The organism is Streptomyces sp. NPDC051907, from assembly GCF_040681075.1.
In the GTDB taxonomy this organism is placed as follows: domain Bacteria; phylum Actinomycetota; class Actinomycetes; order Streptomycetales; family Streptomycetaceae; genus Streptomyces.
Genome location: NZ_JBFAYB010000010.1, coordinates 20,963 through 47,087, shown reverse-complemented (window position 1 = coordinate 47,087; position 26,125 = coordinate 20,963). Strand labels below are relative to the sequence as shown.

Annotated in this window: 23 protein-coding genes and 2 tRNA genes; 4 read left to right on the top strand and 21 right to left on the bottom strand. The window is 69.6% G+C overall.

From position 1 onward, the window contains the following. Positions 1 to 83: 83 nt before the first annotated feature. The 6 genes from AB0M39_RS09335 to AB0M39_RS09310 form a co-directional block, all read right to left on the bottom strand. Positions 84 to 761: a class E sortase gene (locus tag AB0M39_RS09335; protein WP_365361896.1), complete on the bottom strand. Its 678-nt coding sequence runs from the start codon at positions 759 to 761 to the stop codon at positions 84 to 86. Positions 762 to 834: 73 nt separating this feature from the next. Then, complete coding sequence (locus AB0M39_RS09330; protein WP_365361894.1) at positions 835 to 2,238, bottom strand: class E sortase; 1,404 nt, start codon at positions 2,236 to 2,238, stop codon at positions 835 to 837. Then, entirely contained in the window at positions 2,235 to 2,873 is a 639-nt protein-coding gene (locus tag AB0M39_RS09325; RefSeq protein ID WP_365361892.1) for an aminodeoxychorismate/anthranilate synthase component II, read from the bottom strand. Before AB0M39_RS09325 ends, AB0M39_RS09330 begins: the two co-directional genes overlap by 4 nt. Then, positions 2,870 to 3,043: a hypothetical protein gene (locus AB0M39_RS09320; RefSeq protein WP_365361890.1), complete on the bottom strand. Its 174-nt coding sequence runs from the start codon at positions 3,041 to 3,043 to the stop codon at positions 2,870 to 2,872. Before AB0M39_RS09320 ends, AB0M39_RS09325 begins: the two co-directional genes overlap by 4 nt. 56 nt (positions 3,044 to 3,099) lie before the next feature. Beyond that, a complete protein-coding gene (locus AB0M39_RS09315) occupies positions 3,100 to 3,807 on the bottom strand; it encodes a class E sortase (RefSeq protein ID WP_365361888.1) in 708 nt (235 codons plus the stop codon). Positions 3,808 to 3,854: 47 nt separating this feature from the next. Next, positions 3,855 to 4,622 (bottom strand): DUF881 domain-containing protein, encoded by a 768-nt coding sequence (locus tag AB0M39_RS09310; protein ID WP_365361886.1) that lies wholly within the window; start codon positions 4,620 to 4,622, stop codon positions 3,855 to 3,857. A 141-nt stretch (positions 4,623 to 4,763) separates the two neighbouring features. Here AB0M39_RS09310 and crgA point away from each other — a divergent pair, with 141 nt between their 5' ends. Beyond that, positions 4,764 to 5,021 carry a cell division protein CrgA gene (gene crgA / locus AB0M39_RS09305; protein WP_365361884.1) on the top strand — a complete coding sequence of 86 codons (258 nt, stop codon included), beginning with the start codon at positions 4,764 to 4,766 and terminating at the stop codon, positions 5,019 to 5,021. Positions 5,022 to 5,286: 265 nt separating this feature from the next. Here the strand turns inward: crgA and AB0M39_RS09300 are convergent, their stop codons facing one another. Both AB0M39_RS09300 and AB0M39_RS09295 read right to left on the bottom strand, forming a co-directional pair. Then, positions 5,287 to 6,180 carry a rhomboid family intramembrane serine protease gene (locus AB0M39_RS09300; protein WP_365361881.1) on the bottom strand — a complete coding sequence of 298 codons (894 nt, stop codon included), beginning with the start codon at positions 6,178 to 6,180 and terminating at the stop codon, positions 5,287 to 5,289. Between the two features lie 95 nt (positions 6,181 to 6,275). Further along, positions 6,276 to 6,809: a peptidylprolyl isomerase gene (locus tag AB0M39_RS09295; protein WP_365361879.1), complete on the bottom strand. Its 534-nt coding sequence runs from the start codon at positions 6,807 to 6,809 to the stop codon at positions 6,276 to 6,278. A gap of 301 nt (positions 6,810 to 7,110) precedes the next feature. Here AB0M39_RS09295 and AB0M39_RS09290 point away from each other — a divergent pair, with 301 nt between their 5' ends. Then, the gene (locus AB0M39_RS09290) at positions 7,111 to 7,788 is read left to right on the top strand and encodes a DUF5324 family protein (protein ID WP_365362034.1); all 678 of its coding nucleotides are present in this window, start codon (positions 7,111 to 7,113) and stop codon (positions 7,786 to 7,788) included. Positions 7,789 to 7,843: 55 nt separating this feature from the next. On the opposite strand, the gene AB0M39_RS09285 is transcribed toward AB0M39_RS09290, so the two are convergent. Both AB0M39_RS09285 and AB0M39_RS09280 read right to left on the bottom strand, forming a co-directional pair. Then, positions 7,844 to 8,413 (bottom strand): DUF6344 domain-containing protein, encoded by a 570-nt coding sequence (locus tag AB0M39_RS09285; RefSeq protein ID WP_365361877.1) that lies wholly within the window; start codon positions 8,411 to 8,413, stop codon positions 7,844 to 7,846. 370 nt (positions 8,414 to 8,783) lie between these two features. Next, a tRNA-Ala gene (locus AB0M39_RS09280) sits at positions 8,784 to 8,856 on the bottom strand. A gap of 180 nt (positions 8,857 to 9,036) precedes the next feature. Between AB0M39_RS09280 and AB0M39_RS09275 the strand changes: the two genes are divergently transcribed. Both AB0M39_RS09275 and AB0M39_RS09270 read left to right on the top strand, forming a co-directional pair. Next, a complete protein-coding gene (locus tag AB0M39_RS09275; RefSeq protein ID WP_365361875.1) occupies positions 9,037 to 9,585 on the top strand; it encodes a DNA-binding protein in 549 nt (182 codons plus the stop codon). 49 nt (positions 9,586 to 9,634) lie between these two features. Then, positions 9,635 to 11,116, top strand: coding sequence for a serine/threonine-protein kinase (locus AB0M39_RS09270; RefSeq protein ID WP_365361873.1), 1,482 nt, complete (start codon positions 9,635 to 9,637; stop codon positions 11,114 to 11,116). Between the two features lie 57 nt (positions 11,117 to 11,173). Here the strand turns inward: AB0M39_RS09270 and AB0M39_RS09265 are convergent, their stop codons facing one another. The 11 genes from AB0M39_RS09265 to dnaN all read right to left on the bottom strand — a co-directional run bounded on the left by AB0M39_RS09265 (position 11,174) and on the right by dnaN (position 25,524). Then, positions 11,174 to 12,619, bottom strand: a complete 1,446-nt coding sequence (locus AB0M39_RS09265; RefSeq protein ID WP_365361871.1) for a hypothetical protein — start codon at positions 12,617 to 12,619, stop codon at positions 11,174 to 11,176. Beyond that, positions 12,616 to 14,520 (bottom strand): VWA domain-containing protein, encoded by a 1,905-nt coding sequence (locus AB0M39_RS09260; protein WP_365361869.1) that lies wholly within the window; start codon positions 14,518 to 14,520, stop codon positions 12,616 to 12,618. Before AB0M39_RS09260 ends, AB0M39_RS09265 begins: the two co-directional genes overlap by 4 nt. A gap of 344 nt (positions 14,521 to 14,864) precedes the next feature. After that, entirely contained in the window at positions 14,865 to 14,999 is a 135-nt protein-coding gene (locus AB0M39_RS09255) for a DLW-39 family protein (RefSeq protein ID WP_003958712.1), read from the bottom strand. Between the two features lie 212 nt (positions 15,000 to 15,211). Further along, positions 15,212 to 15,285: transfer RNA gene (locus tag AB0M39_RS09250), tRNA-Ile, on the bottom strand. Between the two features lie 69 nt (positions 15,286 to 15,354). After that, the gene (locus AB0M39_RS09245; RefSeq protein ID WP_365361867.1) at positions 15,355 to 15,945 is read right to left on the bottom strand and encodes a DUF3566 domain-containing protein; all 591 of its coding nucleotides are present in this window, start codon (positions 15,943 to 15,945) and stop codon (positions 15,355 to 15,357) included. A 114-nt stretch (positions 15,946 to 16,059) separates the two neighbouring features. Beyond that, positions 16,060 to 18,687 carry a DNA gyrase subunit A gene (gene gyrA / locus AB0M39_RS09240; protein ID WP_365361865.1) on the bottom strand — a complete coding sequence of 876 codons (2,628 nt, stop codon included), beginning with the start codon at positions 18,685 to 18,687 and terminating at the stop codon, positions 16,060 to 16,062. Between the two features lie 41 nt (positions 18,688 to 18,728). After that, entirely contained in the window at positions 18,729 to 20,792 is a 2,064-nt protein-coding gene (gene gyrB / locus AB0M39_RS09235) for a DNA topoisomerase (ATP-hydrolyzing) subunit B (protein WP_365361863.1), read from the bottom strand. A gap of 934 nt (positions 20,793 to 21,726) precedes the next feature. Continuing rightward, entirely contained in the window at positions 21,727 to 22,260 is a 534-nt protein-coding gene (locus AB0M39_RS09230; RefSeq protein WP_365361861.1) for a DciA family protein, read from the bottom strand. Then, a complete protein-coding gene (recF, locus tag AB0M39_RS09225; RefSeq protein ID WP_365361859.1) occupies positions 22,257 to 23,405 on the bottom strand; it encodes a DNA replication/repair protein RecF in 1,149 nt (382 codons plus the stop codon). Before recF ends, AB0M39_RS09230 begins: the two co-directional genes overlap by 4 nt. A gap of 34 nt (positions 23,406 to 23,439) precedes the next feature. Beyond that, positions 23,440 to 24,315, bottom strand: a complete 876-nt coding sequence (gene gnd, locus AB0M39_RS09220; protein WP_365361857.1) for a phosphogluconate dehydrogenase (NAD(+)-dependent, decarboxylating) — start codon at positions 24,313 to 24,315, stop codon at positions 23,440 to 23,442. Between the two features lie 78 nt (positions 24,316 to 24,393). Then, entirely contained in the window at positions 24,394 to 25,524 is a 1,131-nt protein-coding gene (gene dnaN / locus AB0M39_RS09215) for a DNA polymerase III subunit beta (protein WP_365361855.1), read from the bottom strand. Positions 25,525 to 26,125 lie beyond the last annotated feature (601 nt).

The following is a 26,125-nucleotide window of genomic DNA, read 5'->3' as shown; positions in this document are numbered from 1 at the left end:
GTCCGACAGCCGTCGGCGCCGCTCAGCAGCCCCCGTACCGCCCCCGCGCCCCGCCGCGCGGCCTCCGTGGCCTGCCGACTGCGCTAGCGCAGTTCCGTCGGCTCCGTACGGTCCTTGTCGACCTTCTCCGTGCGCACCAGCTCGCCCCAGACGATGTACCGGTAGTTCGAGGTGTACACGGGCGTGCAGGTCGTCAGCGTGATGTACCGGCCGGGCTTGTTCTTCCCCGACTCCTTCGGGACCGGCTGCAGCACGTCCACATTGAACTTCGAGGTCTCCGGGAGCTTGTCGAAGACCTTGTAGACGTACCAGGTGTCCCGCGTCTCGAAGACGATCGGATCGCCGTCCTGGAGCTTGTGGATGTTGTGGAACTTCGCCCCGTGCCCGTCCCGGTGCGCGGCCAGCGTGAAGTTGCCCTTGGCGTCCCAGGGGAGCGCCGACTTGATCGGGTCGGTGTAGTAGCCGGCGATGCCGTCGTTGAGGCGCTTGGGGTCTGTGCCCCTCTTCACGAGCACCTCGCCGTTGCCCATGGCGGGTACGTGCAGGAAGCCGATGCCGTCCTTGGTGTCGAGCTCGCCGGGGCCCCTGCTCGCCCACTCGTTGCGCATCCTGTCGCCCTGCTTGGCGGCTTCGCGGTCGGCGAGGACGTTCGTCCACCACAGGGAGTAGACGACGAAGAGTCCCAGCACCACGCCGGCGGTGATCAGCAGTTCGCCGAAGACGCTGATGGCGCCGGCGATCCGGCCTCGTGCACGTGCCACTGCACCTGTTCCCGTCTTGAAGCGTGAAAGTCCCTCGTCGGCCCCGCGGTCCGGCGTTCGGCGGCGCTGCGCCTCAGCCGACGAGCGCGTCCGGTCTGCCCTTGCTGCGCGGCCGTTCCTCGACCATCTTGCCCCACACGATCATTCGATACGTACTCGTGAATTCAGGCGTGCACGTCGTCAGCGTGATGTACCTGCCGGGCCCGGTGAAGGTCGATCCCGCCGGAACCGGGGCGATCACGCCGACGTTCTTCGGCGAGGTCTGGGGAAGGATGCTCGCCATCGTGTACGTGTAGTACGCGTCCTGCGTCTCAACGACGATCGGATCGCCGGGCTCGAGCCGGTTGATGTAACGGAACGGTTCTCCATGGGTGTTGCGGTGGCCCGCGACCGCGAAGTTGCCCTGCTTGTCGGCGGGCATCGCGGTCTTGAGCTTCCCCTCGCCGTAGTGGCCGACCATGCCGCGGTCGAGGACCTTGGGCTTGTTGATGCCCTCCGCGATCGGGACGACGACGTCCAGCTTGGGGATGTACATGATGGCGAAGCCCTGACCGGGCTCGAACGCGCCGGGCTTGCGGCCCTTCGCCCACTCGTCCTGGATCTTGTTCGTCTCGCGGCTGGCCTGCTGCCCGGCCAGGATGTTCGTCCACCACAGCTGGTAGCTGACGAAGAGCAGCATCAGCACGCCGAAGGTGATGAAGAGCTCACCGATGACACGGCTGGCGACGACGGCGGGGCTGTCCTTCAGCGCCCGCGCGGCGCGCCGGGCCTCCATGCGGGTGAGAGGCCGGGAGGGGGCGTCGGAGGCCGTCGCCGAGGCCGTCTGGGCCCCGGTGGCGGGCTCAGGGCGTCGTCGGCCCCGGCTCTGGCTCTTGGCCGCCGCCCTGCGCCGCTCGGCCCTCCCCGGCCCAGCCGGAACCTCCGCCGCAAGCCGGCCGGGGACCTCCGTGGCACGGCGCGTGTCTGACGTGCGCAGGGCGACGGTCTCGTCGTCCGGCACGGGCGTCCCCCCGGGCCCCGGTATGGGCCCGAAAGGGTCGGCGTACGACTTGGCCGCCTGCTGGTCGGCGTACGGGTCGGCCGTCCGCTGGTCGGCGAAAGGGCCGGAGAAGGACTCGGCGGCCCGCTGCCCGGGGAAGGGCTCGGCCGTCCGCTGCCCGGGGAAGGACTCAGTCCGCTGCTCGGCATAGGGATCCGTCGCTCGCTGCTCGGGGAAGGGCTCGGCCGTCCGCCGGGACGCGGCGGCGTAGTCGTCCGCCGGCTGCGCTATCGGATCCGACGCCGACTGGGCGTACCAGTCCTGCTGGTACCCCTGCGGGTCGTACCACTCCTCGGGCTGCGGCTGCGGCTGGCGGCGGGCCTCCTCGGCCTCCGGTCCGTCCGCCGCGCGGTACCACGGCGAGCCAGGCTCCCCCGGCGGGAGCGGGTCGGTCAGCGGGTCGTATTCGTGCTCGTGCTCAGGGCGCACGGCACTCACGCCACAGCCTTGCCCACCACCGGTGCGAGCCCCGCCGAACGACCGACCGCCCCGATGTCGCCGCACTGCTCCAGCCAGTTGGCGAGCATCAGGTGGCCGTGCTCGGTCAGAACCGACTCGGGGTGGAACTGCACTCCTTCGACTGCCAGTTCACGGTGGCGCAGGCCCATGATGATCCCGTCGGCCGTGCGCGCCGTGACCTCCAACTCGTCCGGCAGGTCGGCCGGCTCGGCGGCCAGCGAGTGGTAGCGGGTCGCGGTGAAGGGCGAGGGCAGCCCGGCGAAGACGCCCTTGCCCTCGTGCTCGACCAGGGAGGTCTTGCCGTGCAGCAGCTCGGGCGCGCGGTCCACCACGCCGCCGTACGCCACCGCCATCGACTGCATCCCCAGGCAGACGCCGAAGACGGGGACGCCCGTGTCGGCGCAGTGGCGCACCATGTCGATGCAGACGCCGGCCTGCTCGGGCGCACCGGGTCCGGGGGAGAGCAGGACCCCGTCGAAGCCGTCCTGCGCATGGGAGAGGGCTACCTCGTCATTGCGCACGACCTCGCACTCCGCGCCCAGTTGGTACAGGTACTGAACGAGGTTGAACACAAAGCTGTCGTAGTTGTCGACCACCAGAATGCGCGCGCTCACTGGGCGGCCCCCGCTCCGTCGACCGTCACGTCATTGAACGGAAGCAGTGGCTCCGCCCAGGGGAAGACGTACTGGAACAGCACGTAGACGACCGCGAGGGCGAGCACGAGCGAGATGAGCGCCCGCACCCATGCGTTGCCCGGCAGATGCCGCCAGATCCAGCCGTACATGCTGTCCCTTTCCGTTCGGTACCGCACCAGACTAAAGGGCCGCAGGGGCACATGGGTCAGCTGTGGAAAGCTGCGGGCTTGCCGTCGGTCACAGGCTGGGCGGCGTCCAGATGCGCCCAGGCGACCAGCCGGTGGCTGCTGCCCCACTCAGGGTCGCAGGTGGTCAGCGTCAGATAGCGCCCCGGACCGTCGTACCCGGACTTGCGCGGCACGGGGTCGACGACGCCCACGTCGCCCGGAACGGTCCGGTAGGGCTTGGCGTCGATGCGGTACGTGAACCACGTCGTCCCGTCCGTCAGCAGGACCGCGTCCCCGGGCCGCAGCTTGGGGAAGTCCTTGAACGGGTCGCCATAGGTGCGCCGGTGGCCGGCGACCGCGAAGTTCCCCCGCTGCCCGAGCGCGGCGGTGGCCGCGTAGTGCCCGAGGCCCTTCTTGAGGGTGCCGACCCCAGTGCCCTCCAGGACGGGCCAGTCCCAGCCCTTGCCGAAGCGGGGGATGTACATGACGGCGAACGGCTCGCCGCTCTTGTACGCCGTGGGCGTCGGTATGGGGCTCGTGGCGCGCCCCGGACCGGGCGCCGGCGGCTCGGGGACCGTGATCGAGCCCTGGCCCCACTGCTCCAGCAGCCGGTCGATCTCGCCGTCCATAGCGGTCTGCGCCTTCACTCCGGTCCACAAGAGCAGGTAGACCACGAAGAGCATGATCACAGCGCCGACGGTGATGCAGAGCTCGCTGAAGGTCCTGACGATCAGTCGCACCGGCACGGGCCGCCCCTCCCCGACGTCCGCTCCCGGGAGGCGCCTCCCGGGGGCTACTTCACGGGCTTCGCGTAGTGGAGATCCACTGTGCCCGAGTAGCCGGGGAGAGTCACCGCATCGCGCTCGTCCACTTTCCAGCCGAGGCCGTACGCCTTCACATACAGCTGGTAGTTCTGGATCGCCGGGGACTCGGCGAGCGCCTTCTTCAGCGCGCTCTGGTCGCCGACAGCGGTGATCTTGTACGGCGGGGAGTAGACGCGGCCCTGGAGGATCAGCGTGTTGCCCACGCAGCGTACGGCGCTGGTGGAGATCAGCCGCTGGTCCATGACCTGGATGCCCTCGGCGCCGCCCTGCCACAGGGCGTTCACGACGGCTTGCAGGTCCTGCTGGTGGATGACCAGGTCGTTGGCCTGCGGCTCGGGGTAGCCGGGGGCGGCCTGGGCGTCGGGCGGGGCGTCGTTCAGGGTGACCGTCAGGGCCGGGCCGCTGAGCTTGCGGGTGCCGGCGGCCTTCTCCAGGGCGCCCAGCTTCGCGTCCTCGGCCTTGGTGGAGCCGGCGTCGCGCCGGGCGAGGGCGTCGACGTCGTCGCGCACGGCGCCGGTGGACTCCTCGAGGTCGCCGTTCTTGGCGCTGCGCTGCTTGATCAGGTCGGAGAGCTTCAGCAATGAGGCGTCAGTGCGTAGATTGGTGCCCTTGGCGGTGTTGAAGCTGGTCACGAAGATCAGGCCCGCAAGGGCGAACACGGCAGCGGTGAGCAGTCGGACCGGACGCGCGCCGGAGCGGCGAAGCGGCCCTTGGGGAGAGTCGGCAGAATTGCTCAACGTACCCTTATCTCCTTCGGCGCCGCGGAAGCACTACGCTAACGGACGCCCGGGGGAGGCAGTGGTCCCCCTTTGCTCCAGCCCCGGCGCCAGCCCAGTTTCCCTGCGCGGTAACGCAGCGCATCGACAGGAGAGTCCCTCGTGCCGAAGTCACGTATCCGCAAGAAGGCCGACTTCACGCCGCCGCCGTCCTCGAAGCAGGCGACCAACATCAAGCTGACCAGTCGCAGCTGGGTCGCTCCGGTGATGCTCGCGCTCTTCCTGATCGGCCTTGCCTGGATCGTCCTTTTCTACGTCACCGAGGGCGAGCTGCCGATCGAGAGCTTCGGCAACTGGAACATCGTCGCCGGCTTCGGTTTCATCGCCGCCGGCTTCGGCGTCTCCACCCAGTGGAAGTAGCAGAGCTAGCTGCTCGACGGCCCGCCCGTCAAGCCCTGCCCTGAGGTTATCCACAGCGTTGTCCACAGTGGGGAAAAGGTCAGACGATCTGTGGATAACTCTCTGAACGTTGACGCCGGTGTGATCGCATCGGCCATGCCGGTGAAGTACGCGGCCCCTTGTCCCTACTGGGAAAACCCAGATCGGCGACAAGGGGCACACGTGTTCCCCACGGCTTGCACAAGATCCAGCACACGCTGTGGACAACTTTGGGGAAAGCTCCCGCTCAGGTGAGCGAGGCGGTCCTGACCACGATGGTCACCAGGCTCGCCGCCAGCACCAAGGCACAGGTCCCGAACTGCACGAGATCGCGGCGCTTGCTCGGCGCGTGCACCAGGCCGAAGGCGATGACGGCGCCTGCGATGAGACCGCCGATGTGCGCCTGCCAGGCGATGCCCGACCAGGTGAAGGTGAAGAGCAGGTTCAGCGCGAGCAGCGCGATGACGGGCCGCATGTCGTAGTTCAGCCGGCGCATCAGCACGGCGGTCGCTCCGAGCAGGCCGAAGATGGCGCCGGAAGCGCCGAGCGAGGCCTCGTAGGGCTCCGTGAGGGCGTACGTCATCGCACTGCCGGCCAGCCCGGAGAGCAGATAGAGCGCGAGAAAGCGCACGCGCCCCAGCGCCTGCTCCAGCGGGCCGCCGAGCCACCACAGGCCCAGCATGTTGAAGGCGAGGTGCCAGATCGCCTCGTGCAGGAACATCGAGGTGAACAGGCGGTACCACTCGCCGTCCGCCACCCCGACCACCTCGCCGATCCGCGGGTTGCCGGCGAGCCCGATCAGATAGAGCCGGTCGACGAGGTCCCTGGTGACGAGCACCGCCACGAAGAGCGCCAGATTGAGCCCGATGAGGATCTTGGTGACCAGATGGGGGTCGGGCACCACCGCGCCGCCCGCGATGGTGCGCGGTCGGTTGGCGCCCGGCGAGTGGCCGGTGCCGGAGCCGGTCCGCACACAGTCCGGGCAGTGGAACCCGACGGACGCGCTGACCATGCAGTCCGGGCAGATCGGCCGCTCGCAGCGGGTGCACCTGATGCCGGTCTCACGGTCCGGATGGCGGTAGCAGCTGGGCACGCCGGGGGCGCCCTGCGACTCCTGCGGACTGCCTGGCGCCTGGTCCATGAGGTCCCCTCAATCTCCTGGTCGATCCGACGAGGTCAACACATCGCCCCGTCCATCCTTACGGACGGACGGGGCGGATTGGTTCCCCGGGGGACTCAGCGCTCTCGGCGCTCCACGACGACGGACTCGATCACGACGTCGTCGAGGGGGCGGTCCGTGCGCGGGTTGGCGCGGACGCCCGCGATGGCGTCCACCACCCGCTTGCCCGAATCGGTGCTGACCTCGCCGAAGATGGTGTGCTTGCGGGTCAGCCAGGCGGTGGGCGACACGGTGATGAAGAACTGGGAGCCGTTGGTGCCCGGGCCCGCGTTTGCCATGGCCAGCAGGTACGGCTTGTCGAAGGCGAGCTCGGGGTGGAACTCGTCGGCGAACTCGTAGCCGGGGCCGCCGGTGCCGTTGCTCAGCGGGTCGCCGCCCTGGATCATGAAGCCGCTGATCACCCGGTGGAAGATCGTGCCGTCGTACAGCCGGTCCTTCGACTTCTTGCCGGTCTCCGGGTTGACCCACTCGCGCTCGCCCGTCGCGAGCTCCACGAAGTTCTTGACCGTCTTGGGCGCGTGGTTCGGCAGGAGCCGGATCTCGATGTCGCCTTGGCTGGTCTTCAAGGTGGCGTAAAGCTGCTCGGCCACGATTCGCCTTCCGTAAATCCTCCGCCGACGTCTCACGCTGACGTCTTCCCTGCGTCCGACGATCCTCGCACGTGGAGCGCCCCCGACGGAGAAAAGCCGCCGAGACCACCCACAAGCGGCGCACGGCGCGGCGAAAGGTGGCATCGTCGTCCACAAAGGTCCCGACATGACCCGGATGCCCGCCCCGCATGCCGAGGCAGCTCTCTACAGGCATGATTTTCAAACGGGTGGAAAGGCGAATCTGTGCCCCACAGGGGATGAACCCCGAGCACCCGAGAACGCCACCGAGGAGGAGGATCCCGTGACCCGCATGGACAGCGTGCGCGCCGCGACCGGTTCGGCGAAGGACAGCGTGCTGCACGCCGCGGAAGTGGTGGCGCCTTACGCCGGCACGGCCAAGGACCAGGCCGCGCACTACGCACACGAGGCGCGCGTACGGCTCGCGCCAAAAGTCTCTCAGGCCGCTTGTCAGGCCCGTGCTCAGTACGACGCGCGCGTCGCGCCGCATGTGCCGCCGAAGGTCGACGAGGCCGCCCACCGGGCCGCGTATCAGGCCCGCAAGGCCGCTCGTCAGGCGGCTGACTACACCGTTCCGCGTGTCGAGCACGCGGTCGCCGTCGCTCAGCCCGTAAAGGAAGAGGCCACGGCTCGCTCTGTCGCCGCACTGGCCGCGCTGCGCGGACAGGTGACGGCGAAGGACATCCACAAGCTGGTCAGGAAGCGCGAACGGCGCGCCAAGGCCGGACATGCGGCCAAGGTGCTGGCGATCGTCGGCGCGGTGGTCGGAGGCGTCTTCATCGCCTGGAAGTGGTGGGACAAGCAGGCCAACCCCGACTGGCTGGTCGAGCCGCCCGCTGCCACGGAGGTCTCAGACCGTGGCCGGCTGTCGTCCGTCGACGGCAGCCCGCAGGATCTCGACCCTGAGGTGCAGGCGAAGCAGGCCGAGGCGGAGGCTTCTGACCGCGACGAACGTCGCTGATCGGACACCGCCCGTGGGGCTGAAGGCGCCGGGAGGAACAGACGCTCCCGGCGCCTCACGCTGCCGCGGCGAGCTCGGGCTCGGCGGCGGGCGCGGGTGCGGAGTCCGAGCTGCTGCGGCCCGTATCGGCGCCGTCGGACTCGAGCACGGGCAGCTGCCGGGCGGCCGGACACGCGCCGTGCGCCTCGGCGCCGATGCGCTGCTTGATCGTCGGCGGCAGCGACCGGTCGCGCGCGGTGGGAACCCACCGTGTACTGGGCCGAACGGCGGGCTTCGCCGTCAGCCGCGTACTCGTCCTGACGCCGGTCCGCGTACTCGGCGCGGGCACGAACACCCGGCTGGCCCGCCCGTCGGCCCGCTTTCTGCCGGTCCTCCCCTCAGCCCGCTCGTCGGTCCGCTGAGCGATCCGCCCGGCGGTCGACTCGGATGTCGGCTCGGAGGTCGACTCAGCGGTCGACTCGGCGGTCTGCTCTCCGGCGCGACCCGGCTGCTGCGGCTGCGCCGGCTTCGGCGCGGACGACCGCCGCACGGCGGCGGCAGCGGTGGTGAGTCCCACCGAGGCAAGCAGCGCGACGAACGCTGCGATGAAGACGGTCCACAGATTCCTGACCTTGAGGGCGGCCATGACCCCTCGCTTTCGGGTTGAGCGATCTACATACCTTTCTCATGATGTGTACGCATCTCGAGAAGTGGGGGACCGACGCCGCGCGTGCGCAGTTCTTCGGATGAACACCACCCGGACGGGCCAATCCCGGCCCGATCCGCGGCGCGAGTACGGGATGCGGCTGGCATGACAAAGCTGTTTCGCTTCCCTGGGTGGAGGCACGGCCTCGCACCCGGAGGATCCATCGGGCGAACGAAGCCCACGCCAAGCCCCGCACGTGCGGGCCACTCGGAGATCGCGTCAGCACTCCCGTGCCGGCACATCAGCACGGCAAATAGAACAGAAAAACCCCTCTGACCGCGTTTTCGCAGGTCAGAGGGGTGTAGTCAAGTGGAGCCTAGGGGAGTCGAACCCCTGACATCTGCCATGCAAAGACAGCGCTCTACCAACTGAGCTAAGGCCCCGGAAGTGCGGAGACAGCCGAGCAGATCACTGCCTCGGCCACCGCCGCAGACCAGAGTACCGGTTCACCCCCTGGATCCTGCAAAAGGATTGGGACTCCCGGTGGGCGACCACGCTCCGTAAGATGCTCGTCGAGGTTCGCAGCAGCGAAGCCCGCTTGGGGAAGCGATGGGGAGACGCACATGGACGCGGCACAGCAGGAAACGACGGCCAGAGCCAGAGAGCTGCAGCGCAGCTGGTACGGAGAGCCGCTGGGGGCGCTCTTCCGCCGTCTCATCGACGACCTGGGCCTGAACCAGGCCCGCCTCGCCGGCGTGCTGGGCCTGTCGGCGCCGATGCTCTCGCAGCTGATGAGCGGTCAGCGGGCCAAGATCGGCAATCCAGCGGTCGTCCAGCGCGTCCAGGCGCTCCAGGAGCTGGCGAGCCAGGTCGCCGACGGCAGCGTCAGCGCCGTCGAGGCCACCGACCGGATGGAAGAGGTCAAGAAGTCCCAGGGCGGCTCCGTTCTCACCGGCACCAGCCAGAGCACCAGCAGCTCCGGCGCCCCGACCGTGCGTCGCGTCGTACGGGAGATCCAGTCGCTGCTGCGCTCCGTCTCCGCGGCAGGCGACATCATCGATGCCGCTGACTCCCTCGCCCCGAGCCACCCCGAACTGGCAGAGTTCCTCCGGGTATACGGCGCCGGACGCACCGCGGACGCCGTCGCCCACTACGAGTCGCACCAGGGCTGACCGAGGCAGCAGCACGCCTCCACGAGGGAACGGGAGCTGGCGCAGCACAATGGGTGAGGTCTTCGCTGGTCGGTACGAACTGATCGACCCGATCGGACGTGGTGGCGTCGGTGCGGTCTGGCGTGCCTGGGACCATCGGCGGCGCCGCTATGTGGCGGCCAAGGTCCTGCAGCAGAGCGATGCGCACACCCTGCTGCGCTTTGTGCGGGAGCAGGCTCTGCGGATCGACCATCCCCATGTCCTCGCCCCGGCCAGCTGGGCCGCGGACGACGACAAGGTGCTGTTCACGATGGACCTGGTCAGCGGCGGATCGCTGGCGCACCTCATCGGCGACTACGGCCCGCTGCCTCCCCGTTTCGTCTGCACCCTGCTCGACCAGCTGCTGTCCGGACTCGCCGCGGTGCACGCGGAGGGGGTCGTGCACCGCGACATCAAGCCGGCCAACGTCCTGCTGGAGGCCACCGGAACCGGGCGGCCGCATCTGCGGCTGTCCGACTTCGGGATCTCCATGCGCAAGGGCGAGCCCCGGCTGACCGAGACCAACTATGTGGTGGGCACGCCCGGTTACTTCGCGCCCGAGCAGATGATGGGCGCGGAGCCGGACTTCACAGCCGACCTCTTCGCGGTCGGTCTGGTCGCGCTCTATCTGCTCCAGGGCAAGAAGCCCGACTCCCGCGCCCTGATCGAGCACTTCGCCAAGAACGGCACCCCGGGCGCTCCCCAGGGCATCCCGGAGCCGCTGTGGCAGGTCCTCGCCGGTCTGCTGCAGCCCGATCCGCAGGCCAGGTTCCGTACGGCCACGGGCGCGCGCAAGGCGCTCACGGCGGCCGTCGAACTGCTTCCCGACGCGGGCGCCGACGACGAGCCGGTCGAGGTCTTCGACCAGATCGGTCCGCTCCCCTCCGGCTTCGACCCCACCGGCCCGGCCGCGAGCCCCGCCAGCCCGGCGGCGGCCCCTCAGATCCCGCCGCAGCCCCAGGCCCAGGCCCCGCTGACAGGACAGACTTCCCAGCCCCCCGTACAGCCCTCCCTCCAGGTCCCCGCGCAGCCGCCGCTTCCGCCGTCCGAGACGGGCAGCTTCCACCTGGCCCCGCCGCCGCAGCAGCAGCCGTTCGCCCAGCAGGCGGCACAGCCTCCCGTACAGCAGTCCGTACCCGTACAGCAGCATGTGCAGCAGCCGGCCCAGCACCCCGCCCAGCAGCCTCCACAACTGCCCTACGCGGCCCAGCCGTCCACACCGCCTCCCATGCCCGCGGCCTCGGAGCCCACGCCGACCCCCACGCCAACGCCAACGCCCACCCCGACGCCCACGACCGCCCCCGTACCCGCGCACGGCTTCCCCCCTCCTCAGCAGATCGCCCCGGTGCAGTACGAACCTGCTCCTACTCGTGCTTACACCGCTCAGAGCGCGCAGGTTCCACCTTCCGCGGCACAGAAACGACCGGGACCGCCCCCGAGGGTCGCGATCCCGGTGTTGCTGGTGGCCCTGGTCTGCTTCGCGGTCGGCATCTGGGCTCTGACCCAGTCCTGACCCACGCCTGGCCTGACCCTTTCTGGCCTCGGCTGGCTGGTCGGTCCGCGCCCTGGGCTACTGGGCGGGCGGCTGGCCGTAGGGCCCGGGCGCCTGACCGTACGGCCCCGAAATACCGTGCCCCTGCACCGGCGGCTGACCGAACTGCCCCGGCATCGGCTGCCCCAGACCCGGCTGCCCCGGCATCGGCGCAGGGTAGCCCCCGGGCGCAGCCGGCTCCGGCGTCCGGCGCCGCGCCAGCAGCATCCACGCCCCGAGGCCCAGCACCAGCACCGTCCCGGCCCCGATCCCGGCCGCCCCGACCAGCTTCATCGTGCTGGTGTCGGCAGCCGCGGAGGCGCTCTTCCCGGTGTCCGCCGCCTTCTTGTCGTCGTCGGAGACCTCGAACTCCCCGGCGGGCCCGGCATACGCGGGAGCGGGCTTGGGCTTGCCGTCGACGTTCACCCGCAGGGTCAACGGCAGCGCCTGCTTGCCGTAGGCATCCGCGATCTCTGGGCTGAGCGTGACCGACAGGTAGTACCAGCCGGCGAAGCGCATGGCGGCGTCGCTGCCGGCGGAGTCGTACCGGTTCTCGTACGCCACCGGCGGCAGCGGCTCCAGGGCGACTGACTTCTGCTTGCCGTCGTAGATCACTCCCGCCTCTTCGTCGACGTGCCCGCGAGCGGGGTTGTGCAGGGACAGCACCAGGGCGTTGGACACGCTCTTGGAGCTGTCGGTGGCCGTGCTGCTGCCCAGGTCGGCGCTGGCGAAGATCTGCTGCCCCCAGTCCACCGGCACGCGGTAGAAGAGCGTCTGGCCGGGGACGATCTCGTCCTGCCACTCGCCCTGCTTGAGGCTGGTGGCCTCCGCGAAGCCGGCGCCTCCGGCGCGCTTCTGCGGGCCTCCGGCGGGCGCGGCAGGGGAGGCGGACGGCCAGTTCTCGGGCGGCGCCGTGGGCGCGGACTCCGTCAGCCCGGGCTCGGAGGCGAAACGGATCTCCACCTCCCACGGCTCGGGTGTGGAGGTGGCCTGGCTCGTCCGCTGGAGGAGGACGTAGTACGCGCCGGACTCCTGGCAGCTGCTGCTCGACTTGTCGATCGTGCGGTCCGCGTAGGCGGCCACGGGGCGGGCGAACGCCCCGGTACGGAACATGGCGTCGTCGTCGCCGCACTTGACGCCCGAGCGGTCCTCGATGCTCACCGCGAGCTTGTCGCCATAGGCGACCTTCGTGCCGAGCTTGGGGACGGCCACGGCCGACACATAGGCGCTGGCCTTGGCGTCCAGGTCGATTCGGTAGTAGCGCTTCTCGCCCGGCTTGATCGTGTCCTTGTAGACGGATCCGGCCTCCAGGGTCGGCCCGTCGCTGTTGACCGCGGCGCCCTGGACGGGCTTCGCCTCGCTGTCGAACGCGTACGGGTGCTCCGCGGCCGCCCACGACTGCCCGGGCAGCGCCGCCACCGCGCACATGGCCGCTATGGATGCCAGCGTCGCCCGGCCCCAGCCGCGCTCGCGCCGCCTGTTCACGCGCTTCTCCTTGTCCGCCGTACCAGTACGAGCACCAGAATCACGATCAGGACGACCGCGGCGCCGCCTGCCGCTGCGAGGGCAGTGCCGGACCATCCTGCCCCGGCGGTCGCCTCGCTGTCCCTCCTGGCCGCCGAATCACCCCTCTTGTCGGGCTTCTCAGCCAGCACGGGAGCGTTGTGCTGCGGCCCGGCCAGCTCGTCGCCGAGGACCGCCACCCGCAGCACCACGCCGATCCGCGGGTTCTCGGCGATCTCCGCGGCCCTCGCGCCCAGCGTGACGGCGATGTAGAAGCCGCCCGTGGCGTGGACGGGGAAGACGTTGGGGTGGGGCTCATAGCGGTTGGTCCAGGCGACGGGCACGGTGCCCATCTCCAGCGCCGCGGGACGGCCGTCATAGATCGTCTGCTGGGTGAACTCCCCGGTGCCGCCGCCGACCGGCGACCTCGCCGGCGTATAGACCTCGGTCGCTCCGTGGGACAGCACCGAACCGCCGTCCACGGTCGGCTCGTTGGCGAACTCCACGTCGTACCTCAGCTGCTGCCCCCAGCCGACCGGCACCTTGTACCAGAGGGTCTGCGAGGGCAGGAGCCTGTCGCGCCACACGCCAGGACCGATCTCCTGCGCGTCGTTGAAGCCGGTGCCGCCCCGCACGTCCCGGGGGTCGCCGGTCGGCAGCGTGGCGTCCTTGCCGCCCTTGCCGTACTCCGGCTGCGACTGAGCGGGCGTCACCTCCGCGGCCAGCGGCTCCTCGACGCCGTACGTCAGCTCCAGCGGCCAGCGCGCGGCATCCGATCCTCGCTGGGTCTCGCGCTCGACGACGAGCCAGTACCGGCCCGCCTCGTCGCATCGCGAGCTCCCCTTCGCGCTCGGGATCCGGGCGACGGCCGAGGTCAGCGGAGTCGCCCCCTCCTTCTGGAGGAACTGCTCGGCGCTCTGCTCACAGGCGCTGTCGTCGTCGTACGCGATCCTCGTGCGCAGTACGTCGAAGACGTCGACCGTCGCACCGGGCTGCGGCACCGCCGTCGCCGAGAAGTCGACCGTGGACCGGTCGTCCAAGTCGACCGCGTAGTACCGCTTCTCGCCGGGACCGATCGTGTCCAGATACTGCCCCGGCACCAGGGCGGGGGCCGCGTCGCGCGTCAGCGAGCCCCCGACCGGCTTGCCGCGGAAGAGGTACCCGTCCGCCGACAGCTGCGCGGAGCGCTGAAGCTGGCGGGCGAGCGACTGGGCGTCGGGGGCGTCGTAGTAGCGGCCGTTGCCCGCCTTCGCGACGCACTCAAGCTGCTCCCGCGCCGCGCCCCGCACCTGGAATCCGACGGCGTCGATGCGCAGCCCGACGCCGTCCTCGGCGAGCCGCTCGGCGACCTCGCAGGGCCGCGGAGCACCGCAGTTGTCCTCGCCGTCGGAGATCAGCAGGATCGTGCGCGTCCCGATCGCCCCGCCGGCGGCCTTCGGCAGGTCCTGAGCGGCCTTCTGCAACGACAGCCCTATGGGCGTGTCGCCCTTGGGCTGCACGGCGCCCACGGCCTGCTTCATGCCGGCGCGGTCGAGCGGGCGCACGGGCAGGGCGAGGCGGGTGTCGGTGCAGCCCTTCGGCTGGTCCGCGCCGTAGACCCGCAGTCCGGTGGGGAAGCCGTCGGGGAGGGCGTCCACGACGGTTGCGACGGCCGAGCGGGCAGACTCCATCCGGCTTCTGCCAGCGCCGTCGTCGTCGGCCATGGAGCCGGAGGAGTCGAGGACCATCACCAGCCCGTTCTTCGCCTCGGCGGGCAGGGCGACGGCCTCGGCCCCTCCATAGGCCTTGAGAGGCCGTCCAGCGGCCTCAGCGGCCCCACGGGCCCCATCGACCCCTGCGGCCCCAGCGGTCGGCAGCGGCCCCGCTGCCAGGGCCAGCAGCACCGCTCCGACCGTCGCCCCCGCCCCAAGAAGTCGTCCGGCCAGGCGCCGTCCCCCCAGGCGTCGTCGTGTCCTCACTCGCGTCCCCTCCCGAGCAGCCCCCGCTGCGCAGCCGCTATAGCCATCAGCTTTGCTCTCGCAAGCTAGTGATTTGCGGAGGTGAACTCAAGACTGCGGCTGTCACGGTCACGCAACATCAACATCGGTCGCAGACGGCCAGCGCGCGGCCGACGGCACCCGGGGGCCGCCGACGGCCTCAAGAACACGAAAGCCCACCCGAAGGGCAGGCAGCACGAAGCCCCGGCCGCTTGCGCGACCGGGGCTTCGTGATCAAGACAGCTTACGTCTCACACACCCGAACCTGCGGGCACGGAGTCGGTCGCCTCCGTCCACAGATCCTGCTCGGCGCGATCCGCCTGGATCTGGCGGTACACGAGGAGCCCGCCGATGGCGGCCAGTGCGACCAGGAGAAGCTTCTTCACCGCGCGACCTCGTCTTTCCTTGACGTATGAGGACTTCTGGCGCTCGACTATACACACCGACCGATACCGATCGGTGACCTACGTACACACCAACGTACGTCTCAACTCCAGCCATGGGCAAAGGGATCAGCTGGAGATCGCTATAGAGCCATCTGAGACGACAACGAGATCGGCCCGGACGGTGAATCACCGTCCGGGCCGATCTGTGAAAGTGGGGCTAACAGGATTTGAACCTGTGGCCTCATCCTTATCAGGGATGCGCTCTAACCAACTGAGCTATAGCCCCGCCGCGCTGCGCGCTGACTCATGAAGATTAGCGCACGTCGGGGCCAGTCCCAAAATCGGTTGTCCGTGCTCACTCATCCTCGGCGAGCGTGAGCTCGACGCCGCCCACAAAACCGGCGGAGAGGTTGTAGATGAAGGCCCCGAGCGTCGCCAGGGCTGTGGCGAGCACCACATCGATCACGGCGATGACCGAGGTGAAAATGAGGACCCGCGGCAGCGAGAGGAACGACTGAAGGTCGAACCCGTTGCTCTCGTTGGACCCGGTCGCCTCGCTGATCGTTCCGCCGACCGTGGAGAAGACGCCCATGGCGTCCATGACCATCCACAGCACCGCGGCGGCGATGACCGTGCAGATGCCCAGCGCGATGGAGAGCAGGAAGCTGACCTTCATCACCGACCACGGGTCGGCCTTGGCCACCCGCAGCCGCGCCTTGCGCGTACGCGGAGTCGTCCTGGCGCCCGTCCGCGGATGGCGCACCGCGGCGGCCGTCTGTCCGGGCTGTCCGGCCTGACCGGGCTGCTGCTGACCGCCCTGCGTGCCGCCGCCCTGGGGCGAGGGATACGCCTGCGGCGGGTGGTACGGCTGGCCGCCCTGCTGCGGGGCGGGCTGCTCGCCGCTGTACATCTCGTAGGGCGGCTGTGCCCCCCTGGTGTCCGTCACCGTATTCCCCCTGCTGTCGGCGGGGGCGTCCCCAGCCTGGGAGTCCGCGGCAGGGCCACGGGCACCGTTCGCTCCGGATGCGGCCGATCCGGCGCCCGTGGCTCCACTCACGCTCTACTCCTCGTGCTCCCCGGCCGAGGGCTCAGTGCCCTCCGCCACCGCCTCAGCCGTCTCGACGTCGGCCGCTTCAGTCCCTTCGACCTCTTCGGTCTCCTCGACCGGGTCGGCCCCTTCGACCTCTTCGGCCTCGCGGCCGGCCTCGGCGTTACGAGCGATGCCGACGACGGCATCGCGCTTGCCCAGGTTGATCAGTTGGACGCCCATGGTGTCACGGCCCGTCTCCCTGACTTCGTTGACTCGCGTACGAATCACACCGCCGCCGAGCGTGATGGCGAGGATCTCGTCGGTCTCCTCGACCACCAGCGCGCCCACGAGCGAACCGCGGTCCTCCACGATCTTGGCGGCCTTGATGCCGAGGCCGCCGCGTCCCTGGACGCGGTACTCGTCGACGGCGGTCCGCTTCGCGTACCCGCCATCAGTGGCAGTGAACACGAACGTACCGGGCCGGACGACATTCATCGAGAGGAGCTGGTCCCCCTCGCGGAAACTCATCCCCTTGACCCCCGATGTCGCACGGCCCATCGGGCGAAGCGCATCGTCCGTCGCAGTGAACCTGATCGACTGGGCCTTCTTGCTGATGAGCAGCAGGTCGTCCTCGGCCGACACCAGCTCGGCGCCGATCAGCTCGTCATCGCTGCCGTCCTCGGTCTCCCGGAGGTTGATCGCGATGACGCCGCCGGAGCGGGGCGAGTCGTAGTCCTTCAGCGAGGTCTTCTTCACCAGGCCGCCCTTGGTGGCGAGCACCAGGTAGGGAGCGGCGTCGTAGTCGCGGATCGCCAGGATCTCGGCGATCTGCTCGTCCGGCTGGAAGGCCAGCAGGTTGGCGACGTGCTGGCCGCGGGCGTCACGGCCGGCGTCCGGGAGCTCGTACGCCTTGGCCCGGTAGACCCGGCCCTTGTTGGTGAAGAACAGCAGCCAGTGGTGCGTGGTGGAGACGAAGAAGTGGTCGACGATGTCGTCTTCCTTCAGCTTCGTACCGCGTACGCCCTTGCCGCCGCGCTTCTGCGAGCGGTAGTCGTCCGTCTTCGTACGCTTCACATAGCCGCCACGCGTGATGGTGACGACGATGTCCTCCTCGGCGATCAGGTCCTCGATGGACATGTCGCCGTCGAAGGGCACCAGCTTGGAGCGCCGGTCGTCGCCGAACTTCTCGACGATGACGGCCAGCTCGTCGCTGACGATCTGGCGCTGCTTCTCGGGCGAGGCCAGGATCGCGTTGTACTCGTTGATCTTCGCCTGGAGCTCGTCGTGCTCGGCGACGATCTTCTGCCGCTCCAGGGCGGCGAGCCGGCGCAGCTGCATCTCGAGGATGGCGTTGGCCTGGATCTCGTCGATCGTGAGCAGGCCCATCAGGCCCTCGCGCGCGACCTCGACCGTGTCGCTGCGCCGGATCAGCGCGATGACCTCGTCGATCGCGTCCAGCGCCTTGAGCAGACCGCGCAGGATGTGCGCGCGCTCCTCGGCCTTGCGCAGGCGGAACTTCGTCCGCCGGACGATGACCTCGATCTGGTGGTGCACCCAGTGACGGATGAACGCGTCCAGGGAGAGCGTGCGCGGCACCCCGTCGACCAGGGCCAGCATGTTGGCGCCGAAGTTGGTCTGCAGGTCGGTGTGCTTGTACAGGTTGTTCAGGACGACCTTGGCGACCGCGTCCCGCTTGAGCACGATGACCAGGCGCTGGCCGGTGCGCGAGGAGGTCTCGTCGCGGACGTCGGCGATGCCGCCGATCTTGCCGTCCTTCACCAGGTCGGCGATCTTCTGCGCGAGGTTGTCCGGGTTGGTCTGGTACGGAAGCTCCGTGACCACCAGGCACTGGCGGTTCTGGATCTCCTCGACCTCGACGACCGCGCGCATCGTGATGGAGCCGCGACCGGTGCGGTACGCCTCCTCGATGCCCTTGCGGCCCACGACCAGCGCGCCGGTCGGGAAGTCGGGGCCCTTGATCCGCTCGATGAGCGCGTCGAGGAGCTCCTCGTGGGTGGCCTCCGGGTGCTCCAGCGCCCACTGGGCGCCGGCCGCGACCTCGCGCAGATTGTGCGGCGGGATGTTGGTGGCCATGCCGACGGCGATGCCGGCGCTGCCGTTGACCAGCAGGTTCGGGAAGCGCGCCGGGAGGACCGTCGGCTCCTGGTTGCGGCCGTCGTAGTTGTCCTGGAAGTCGACGGTCTCCTCGTCGATGTCCCGCAGCATCTCCATGGACTGCGGCATCATCTTGCACTCGGTGTACCGCATGGCGGCCGCCGGGTCGTTGCCGGGAGATCCGAAGTTGCCGTTGGAGTCCACCAGCGGCATCCGCATCGACCAGTGCTGGGCGAGGCGGACCAGGGCGTCGTAGATCGAGGAGTCGCCGTGGGGGTGGTACGTGCCCATGACGTCGCCGACCACGCGGGCGCACTTGTAGAAGCCCTTCTCGGGCCGGTAGCCGCCGTCGTACATCGCGTACAGCACGCGCCGGTGAACGGGCTTGAGGCCGTCCCGTACGTCGGGCAGCGCGCGGGACACGATGACGGACATCGCGTAGTCGAGGTAAGAGCGCTGCATCTCGGTCTCGAGCCCGACGGGCTCGATCCGCAGAGTCGGCTCTTCTTCTTCAGTCGTGGCAGGGGTGTTCTCGTCGGCCATTGCTGGTCGTCAGTCCTTTCGTGCGGTCAGCTGAGACCGACTCAGATGTCGAGGAAGCGAACGTCCTTGGCGTTGCGCTGGATGAACGAGCGCCGCGCCTCGACGTCCTCGCCCATCAGCACCGAGAACAGGTCGTCGGCCTGCGCCGCGTCGTCCAGCGTGACCTGGCCGAGGACGCGGTGGTCCACGTCCATCGTGGTGATGCGCAGCTCCTCGGCGTTCATCTCGCCCAGACCCTTGAAGCGCTGGATCGAGTCTTCCTTGATCCGCTTGCCGTTCTGCTTGCCGAGCTCGACCAGGGCGTCGCGCTCACGGTCGGAGTACGCGTACTCGAAGTCGTCCCGGCCCCACTTGATCTTGTAGAGCGGCGGACGCGAGAGGTACACGTGCCCGGCCTCGACCAGCGGCCGCATGAAGCGGAACAGGAAGGTCAGCAGCAGGGTGTTGATGTGCTGACCGTCGACGTCGGCGTCCGCCATCAGGATGATCTTGTGATAGCGGAGCTTCTCGATGTCGAAGTCCTCGTGGACTCCGGTGCCGAAGGCCGAGATCAGCGCCTGGACCTCGGTGTTCTGCAGGATCTTGTCGATCCGCGCCTTCTCGACGTTCAGGATCTTGCCTCGGATGGGCAGGATCGCCTGGTACATCGGGTTGCGGCCGGACTTCGCGGAGCCGCCGGCGGAGTCGCCCTCGACGATGAAGATCTCGCACATCGTGGGGTCGTTCGACTGGCAGTCGCTCAGCTTGCCCGGCAGCGAGGCGGACTCCAGCAGGCCCTTGCGGCGCGTCAGATCGCGGGCCTTGCGGGCCGCGACGCGCGCGGTCTGCGCCTGGATGGACTTGCGGATGATGTCCGCGGCCTCGTTGGGGTTGCGGTCGAACCAGTCGGTGAGGTGCTCGTGCACGACCTTCTGGACGAAGGTCTTCGCCTCCGTGTTGCCCAGCTTGGTCTTGGTCTGGCCCTCGAACTGCGGCTCGCCCAGCTTGACCGAGATGATCGCGGTCAGACCCTCGCGGATGTCCTCGCCGGAGAGGTTGTCGTCCTTCTCGCGCAGCAGCTTCTTGTCGCGCGCGTACCGGTTGACCAGGCCCGTCAGAGCGGCTCGGAAGCCCTCTTCGTGCGTGCCGCCCTCATGCGTGTGGATCGTGTTCGCGAAGGAGTACACGCCTTCGGTGTACTGCGAGTTCCACTGCATCGCGATCTCGACCGAGAGCATGCGCTCCTTGTCCTCGGCCTCGATGTCGATGACGGTCGGGTGGATCAACTCGCCCTTGCGGGAGTTGAGGTACTTCACGAAGTCGACGATGCCGCCCTCGTAGTAGTACGTGACCGTGCGGACCTGCTCCTCGTCCGGCTCCTCGGCGGTGTCGGCGCCCGCGGTGGCCTTGGCCGACTCGCGCTCATCGGTGAGTTTGATCGTCAAACCCTTGTTGAGGAACGCCATCTCCTGGAAGCGCCGCGAGAGCGTCTCGAAGGAGTACTCGGTGGTCTCGAAGATCTCCGGGTCGGCCCAGAAGGTGACCGAGGTACCGGTCTGCTCGATGGCCTCGTGCTTGGCCAGCGGGGCGGTGGGGACGCCCATCTTGTAGTCCTGCGTCCAACGGTGCCCGTCGGTCCGCACCTCTACGGCGACCTTCGACGACAGCGCGTTCACTACGGAGACGCCCACGCCGTGCAGACCGCCGGAGACCGCGTAGCCTCCGCCGCCGAACTTGCCGCCCGCGTGCAGCACGGTCAGGACGACCTCGACGGCCGGCTTGCCCTCGGAGGGGACGATGCCCACCGGGATGCCACGGCCGTTGTCCACGACGTGGACGCCGCCGTCGGCCAGGATCGTCACGTCGATCGTGTCCGCGTGACCGGCCAGCGCCTCGTCGACGGAGTTGTCGACGACCTCGTAGACGAGGTGGTGAAGACCGCGCTCGCCGGTGGAGCCGATGTACATACCGGGGCGCTTGCGGACCGCGTCCAGGCCCTCGAGGACGGTGATGGCGCTGGCGTCGTACGAGGCGGTGACCTCGCCGTTCCCGCCGGCGTCGGTGGACGGGATGTTCTCGTTGGGGTTGCCGGAATCGGCCACGAAGCGCCCTTTCTGGCACAGCACAAGCCGTTCTCCGGGCAGGCGGGAGCGGCTGCGTCGTTCGACATGTTCCGCGAGTGGGCGGGATTGTGCACCAGTCTACCGGTACCGCTGACACGAATGGGGGTTTGCCGGTAGCTGAGTCCGCATGTGCCGCCCTGAACCCAGTCGGTCCGACTCCCCATATTCGGGAAGGGGCTCCAAGAGGCTCACACGGGCATTGAGCGCTTCGGCCTGTCAACCGTTGGCTACGGTGAGGGACGCCTCACACATCCCACGCGCTTTCTCCCACAGTGGGACACATACCCCTTGCGCCTCAAGGGCCCCGGATCTGCGGGCAAAGGGGGCTGGAGCGGCGGCCGGACGGAACGGCGCGATAGTGCGGCGCTGGGCCACGGGGGGAGTGAGCTCGAGGGCTCCACCTCGGGCTGACGCGGTGTCCGGGCCGCGGGCTCGGGATGCTGCGGGAAGCGGCGGCTTCGAGGGGGGGCGGGGGCACCGGGCAACTCCTCCTCGGGCCGCACGCGAAGCTGCCGCTTCAGGGAGGGGGCGTGCTCGCCGTGGCGGTGGACGGCTCGGGGCCTGGCACGCACTGCCAGCGGAGAGACCTCGTCGGCCCCGGCGCGAAGCTGCCGTACCGAAGGGCGGCGGGATCGCCGTGAGCGCTGGACGGCTCGGGACCGGCCCGAAGCTGCCGCGCCGGGGGCAGGAGAACGGGGAGCCCCTGCCCCACCGGGACGCCTCAGCGCCGGCCCGGCACGCACCGCCAGCCAAGACGCCTCGTCCTCACGGCGCGAAGCTGCCGTACCGAAGGCGGCGGGATCGCCGCGAACCCGCCCTCCGCCGCCCCCGCGGCGCGAAGCTCCGCCCTCGGGACCGGGGCGGAGCCCCGGAGAGGGGGCCCGGGGGCGGAGCCCACGGTTTCGGGAAGGGGCGGGGTGGGGGAGAACCCCCCGCCTCAGCCGTACGTGTCCCCCGGCCCCAAGCTCCCCGGCGCCCGCAACGGCCCATACCCCTTTCGCGGCCCCCCCGGCCCCAGCACCTTGATCAGACGGACCGTCCCATGGCCCAGGTCCTCGTTGAGGCGGGCCACCAGCCGCGGCGCCAGCAGCCGCAGCTGCGTCGCCCACGCCGTCGAGTCGCACTGCACCGTGAGCACCCGCTCCTCCGGGTCCTCGTCGTACCGCAGCGGCTCGCAGTGCTTCGCCAGGTCCTCGCCCACGATCTGCGGCCAGCGGCCCATGACCCCGCCGACCGCCGCCGGCGTCTCCCAGCCGCGCTCGGTGATCAGTCGGTTGATCGCCGCGCCCAGCGGAAGCGGATCCCGTCCGTCCGCCCGCGCCCCGGACCGCAGCCCGCCGCCCCGCCTCGCCTGCTTCTTCTGCTGCGCGGCCGCGCCCCGCGCCTTCGCCTGCTCCTTCGCCGCGCGCAGCGCGACCCGCGCCAGGTCGACGCCGGAGGCTTCGGGGACCTTCTCGGGCTCCTCGCTCATACGCGCTCCACCGCCCCGTCCGCCACCGCGTACCGCGCGCCCGCCAGCACCCCTGGCACATCGTCGTCGACGGCCGCCGTCACCAGCACCTGCTCGCCGGGCGCCACCAGCTCCGCCAGCCGCTCCCGGCGCCGCGCGTCCAGCTCCGCGAAGACGTCGTCGAGGACGAGCACGGGCTCGTTGCCCTCCGCCCTCAGCAGGTCGTACGAGGCCAGCCGCAGCGCCAGCGCGTACGACCAGGACTCGCCATGGCTCGCGTACCCCTTGGCCGGCATCTCGCCGAGCTTGAGCACGAGCTCGTCCCGGTGCGGTCCCACCAGCGTGACGCCCCGCTCGATCTCCTGCTTGCGGACCTCCGCGAGCGCGCCGATCAGCTGCTCGTACAGCTCGGCCCGCAGCTCGACCCGCCCGCTCGCGCCCAAGCCTCCGCCCACGCCATCGGCGGAGGAACGGTACTCCAGCGAGACCGGACCGCCCCCGGGCGCCAGCGCCTCGTACGCCTTGTCCGCCAGCGGCTGCATCGTGGCGATCAGATCGATCCGCTGCGCGAGCAGCTCCGACCCCGCCCGCGCCAGATGCTGGTCCCACACGTCCAGCGTGGACAGGTCCATTCCGCGCCCGCCGTGCCGCCGCGCCATCGCCGCCGACTTCAGCAGGGTGTTGCGCTGCTTGAGCACTCGCTCGTAGTCCGACCGCACCCCGGCCATCCGCGGCGAGCGCGCGGTGATCAGTTCGTCCAGGAAGCGTCGTCGCTCGCCGGGATCGCCCTTCACCAGCGCCAGATCCTCCGGCGCGAAGAGCACAGTCCGTACGATCCCCAGCACGTCACGCGGCCTGACCTGCGAGGACCGGTTGATTCGGGCGCGGTTGGCCCTACCGGGGTTGAGCTCCAGCTCGATCAGCTGCGAGCGCTCGCCCTGCGTCACGGCCGCCCGGATCACGGCCCGGTCCGCCCCCATCCGCACCAGCGGCGCGTCCGAGGAGACCCGGTGGCTCGCCAGCGTCGCGAGATAGCCGACCGCTTCGACGAGATTGGTCTTGCCCTGCCCGTTCGCCCCCACGAAAGCGGTGACGCCCGGATCGAGCGGGACCTCGACCCGGGCGTACGAGCGGAAGTCGGCCAGCGACAAATGCGTGACGTGCATGGATGTGCGCCGACCTCCCCCGGCTAAGGGACTGCTACTTGCTCTCGACCGCGTGGCCGCCGAACTGGTTCCGCAGCGCCGCGATCATCTTCATCTGCGGGGAGTCGTCCTGACGCGACGCGAACCGCGCGAACAGCGACGCGGTGATCGCGGGCAGCGGAACGGCGTTGTCGATCGCCGCCTCCACAGTCCACCGGCCCTCGCCGGAGTCCTGTGCGTAACCGCGCAGCTTGTCCAGGTGCTCGTCCTCGTCCAGGGCGTTGACCGCCAGGTCGAGCAGCCAGGAACGGATGACCGTGCCCTCCTGCCAGGAGCGGAAGACCTCGCGTACGTCCGTGACGGAGTCGACCTTCTCCAGGAGCTCCCAGCCCTCGGCGTAGGCCTGCATCATGGCGTACTCGATGCCGTTGTGGACCATCTTCGCGAAGTGGCCCGCGCCGACCTTGCCGGCGTGCACGGCGCCGAAGTCGCCCTCGGGCTTGAGGGCGTCGAAGACCGGCTGGACGCGCGCGACATGCTCGGCGTCGCCGCCGTACATCAGGGCGTAGCCGTTCTCCAGGCCCCAGACGCCGCCGGAGACTCCGCAGTCGACGAAGCCGATGCCCTTGGCGGCGAGCTCCTCCGCGTGCTTCTCGTCGTCGGTCCAGCGCGAGTTCCCGCCGTCCACCACGACGTCGCCCGGCTGGAGCAGCTCGGCCAGCTCGTCGACGGTCGACTGGGTCGCGGCTCCGGCCGGAACCATCACCCATACGACCCGCGGACCCTTCAGCTTGCCCACAAGCTCCTCGAGGCTGTGGACGTCGGCGAGGTCAGGGTTGCGGTCGTAACCGACGACGGTGTGGCCTGCGCGGCGGATGCGCTCGCGCATGTTGCCGCCCATCTTGCCGAGACCGACGAGACCGAGCTCCATCAGAGATTCCTTAAGCGTTGTGTGCTGTTCGTTCCCGCGTCCGAGCCTACGCCCGGACGCGGTTGCACACCTGTGGGGTCAGCCGCTCAGGCGCACCGGCATGATCAGGTACTTGTACGCCTCGTCGGCCTCGGCGTCCACGGCGGGCCTGCCGCTCAGCAGCGCCGGCTTGGTGGAGGTCGTGAAGGAGAGCTGGGCGACCGGCGAGTCGATCGCGCTCAGTCCGTCGAGCAGGAACGTCGGGTTGAAGGCGATCGAGATGTCGTCGCCCTCCAGCTGCGCGTCCACTCGCTCCACAGCCTGTGCGTCGTCGCTGGAGCCGGCCTCCAGAATCAGCACGCCCTGCTCGAAGCTGAGGCGCACCGGGGTGTTCCGCTCGGCGACCAGGGCCACGCGCTTGACGGCCTCGACGAAGGGCGCGGTCTCGATGACGGCGACCGAGTTGAACTCGGTGGGGAACAGCGTCCGGTACTTCGGCAGGTCGCCTTCGAGCAGACGGGTGGTGGTCCGGCGGCCCGCGCCCTCGAAACCAATCAGACCCTCGCCCGCACCCGAGCCCGACAGCGCCAGCGTGACGGTGTCGCCGCTGGTCAGTGCCTTGGCGGTGTCCAGCAGCGTCTTGGCGGGCACCAGGGCGACGGCGGAGGCGTCCGGGTTCTCCGGCTTCCACAGGAACTCGCGGACCGCGAAGCGGTAGCGGTCGGTGGAGGCGAGGGTGACGGTGTCGCCCTCGATCTCGATCCGTACGCCGGTCAGGACGGGCAGCGTGTCGTCGCGGCCCGCGGCGATGGCGACCTGGGCGGCGGCGGAGGCGAAGACCTCGCCGGGGACGGTACCGGTCGCGGTCGGCATCTGCGGCAGCGCCGGGTACTCCTCCACAGGCAGGGTGTGGAGTGTGAACCGCGAGGAGCCGCAGACCACGGTCGCCCGTACACCGTCTGTGGAAATCTCCACCGGGCGGTTGGGGAGAGCGCGGCAGATGTCGGCGAGCAGCCGGCCGGAGACCAGGACGGTGCCGTCCTCGTCGATCTCGGCCTCGACGGAGACGCGGGCCGAGACCTCGTAGTCGAAGCTCGAGAAGCTGAGCGCGCCGTCCTCGGCCTTCAGAAGGAGGCCGGCGAGCACAGGCGCCGGCGGACGGGCCGGAAGGCTACGGGCCACCCAGGCCACCGCCTCCGCGAGTACATCGCGCTCCACCCGGATCTTCACCGGAACCGCCTCCTGCTGTTGCTGGCTCGCCCTGCTGGCCTTCGTCGTCGGCTGTATCGCCGGGGACCAGTCTGACGTACGCCGCTGACAGTCGGTGCGGGTCGGGGTCAAGTCGTGGCGAGAGGCGTGGGGGGCTCCGGGCTCGAGTTGTGCACAGGGCCTTCTTCGAAGCGAATTTCCCGGTAACTCTAAGTGGGAGTAGTAGTAGGGCCTGTGGAAACGGTGGATAACGTCGTCTGCGCAGGTCAGACCCACTTTTTTGTCCACCGGGCCTGTGGGTGGGACCGGTGGACAACCCGGTCCTTCTGTGGACGCGCGAAAGTTCTGCACATCCGATGCACAGCCCGAGGGGACTTCTCCCCAGAGCTGTCCCCAGCTTTACCCACGTTCCCCACAGCCCAACCGGCCTCGTTGGTGTGACGGCTTTCACTCGACCCGGTGAGCACGGGCGTTTCGTTGCCGAACAGTGGACAGGGGTGTGGAGAAGCTGTGGGCAACACGGCCCTGCCTGTGGGCCGCCGGTGGACAAGCGCGATCGAGCCCTGTGGACGATTTCTGTGTCCACAGTCTGTGGAACGCGGTTGACCACAAATCCACAAGC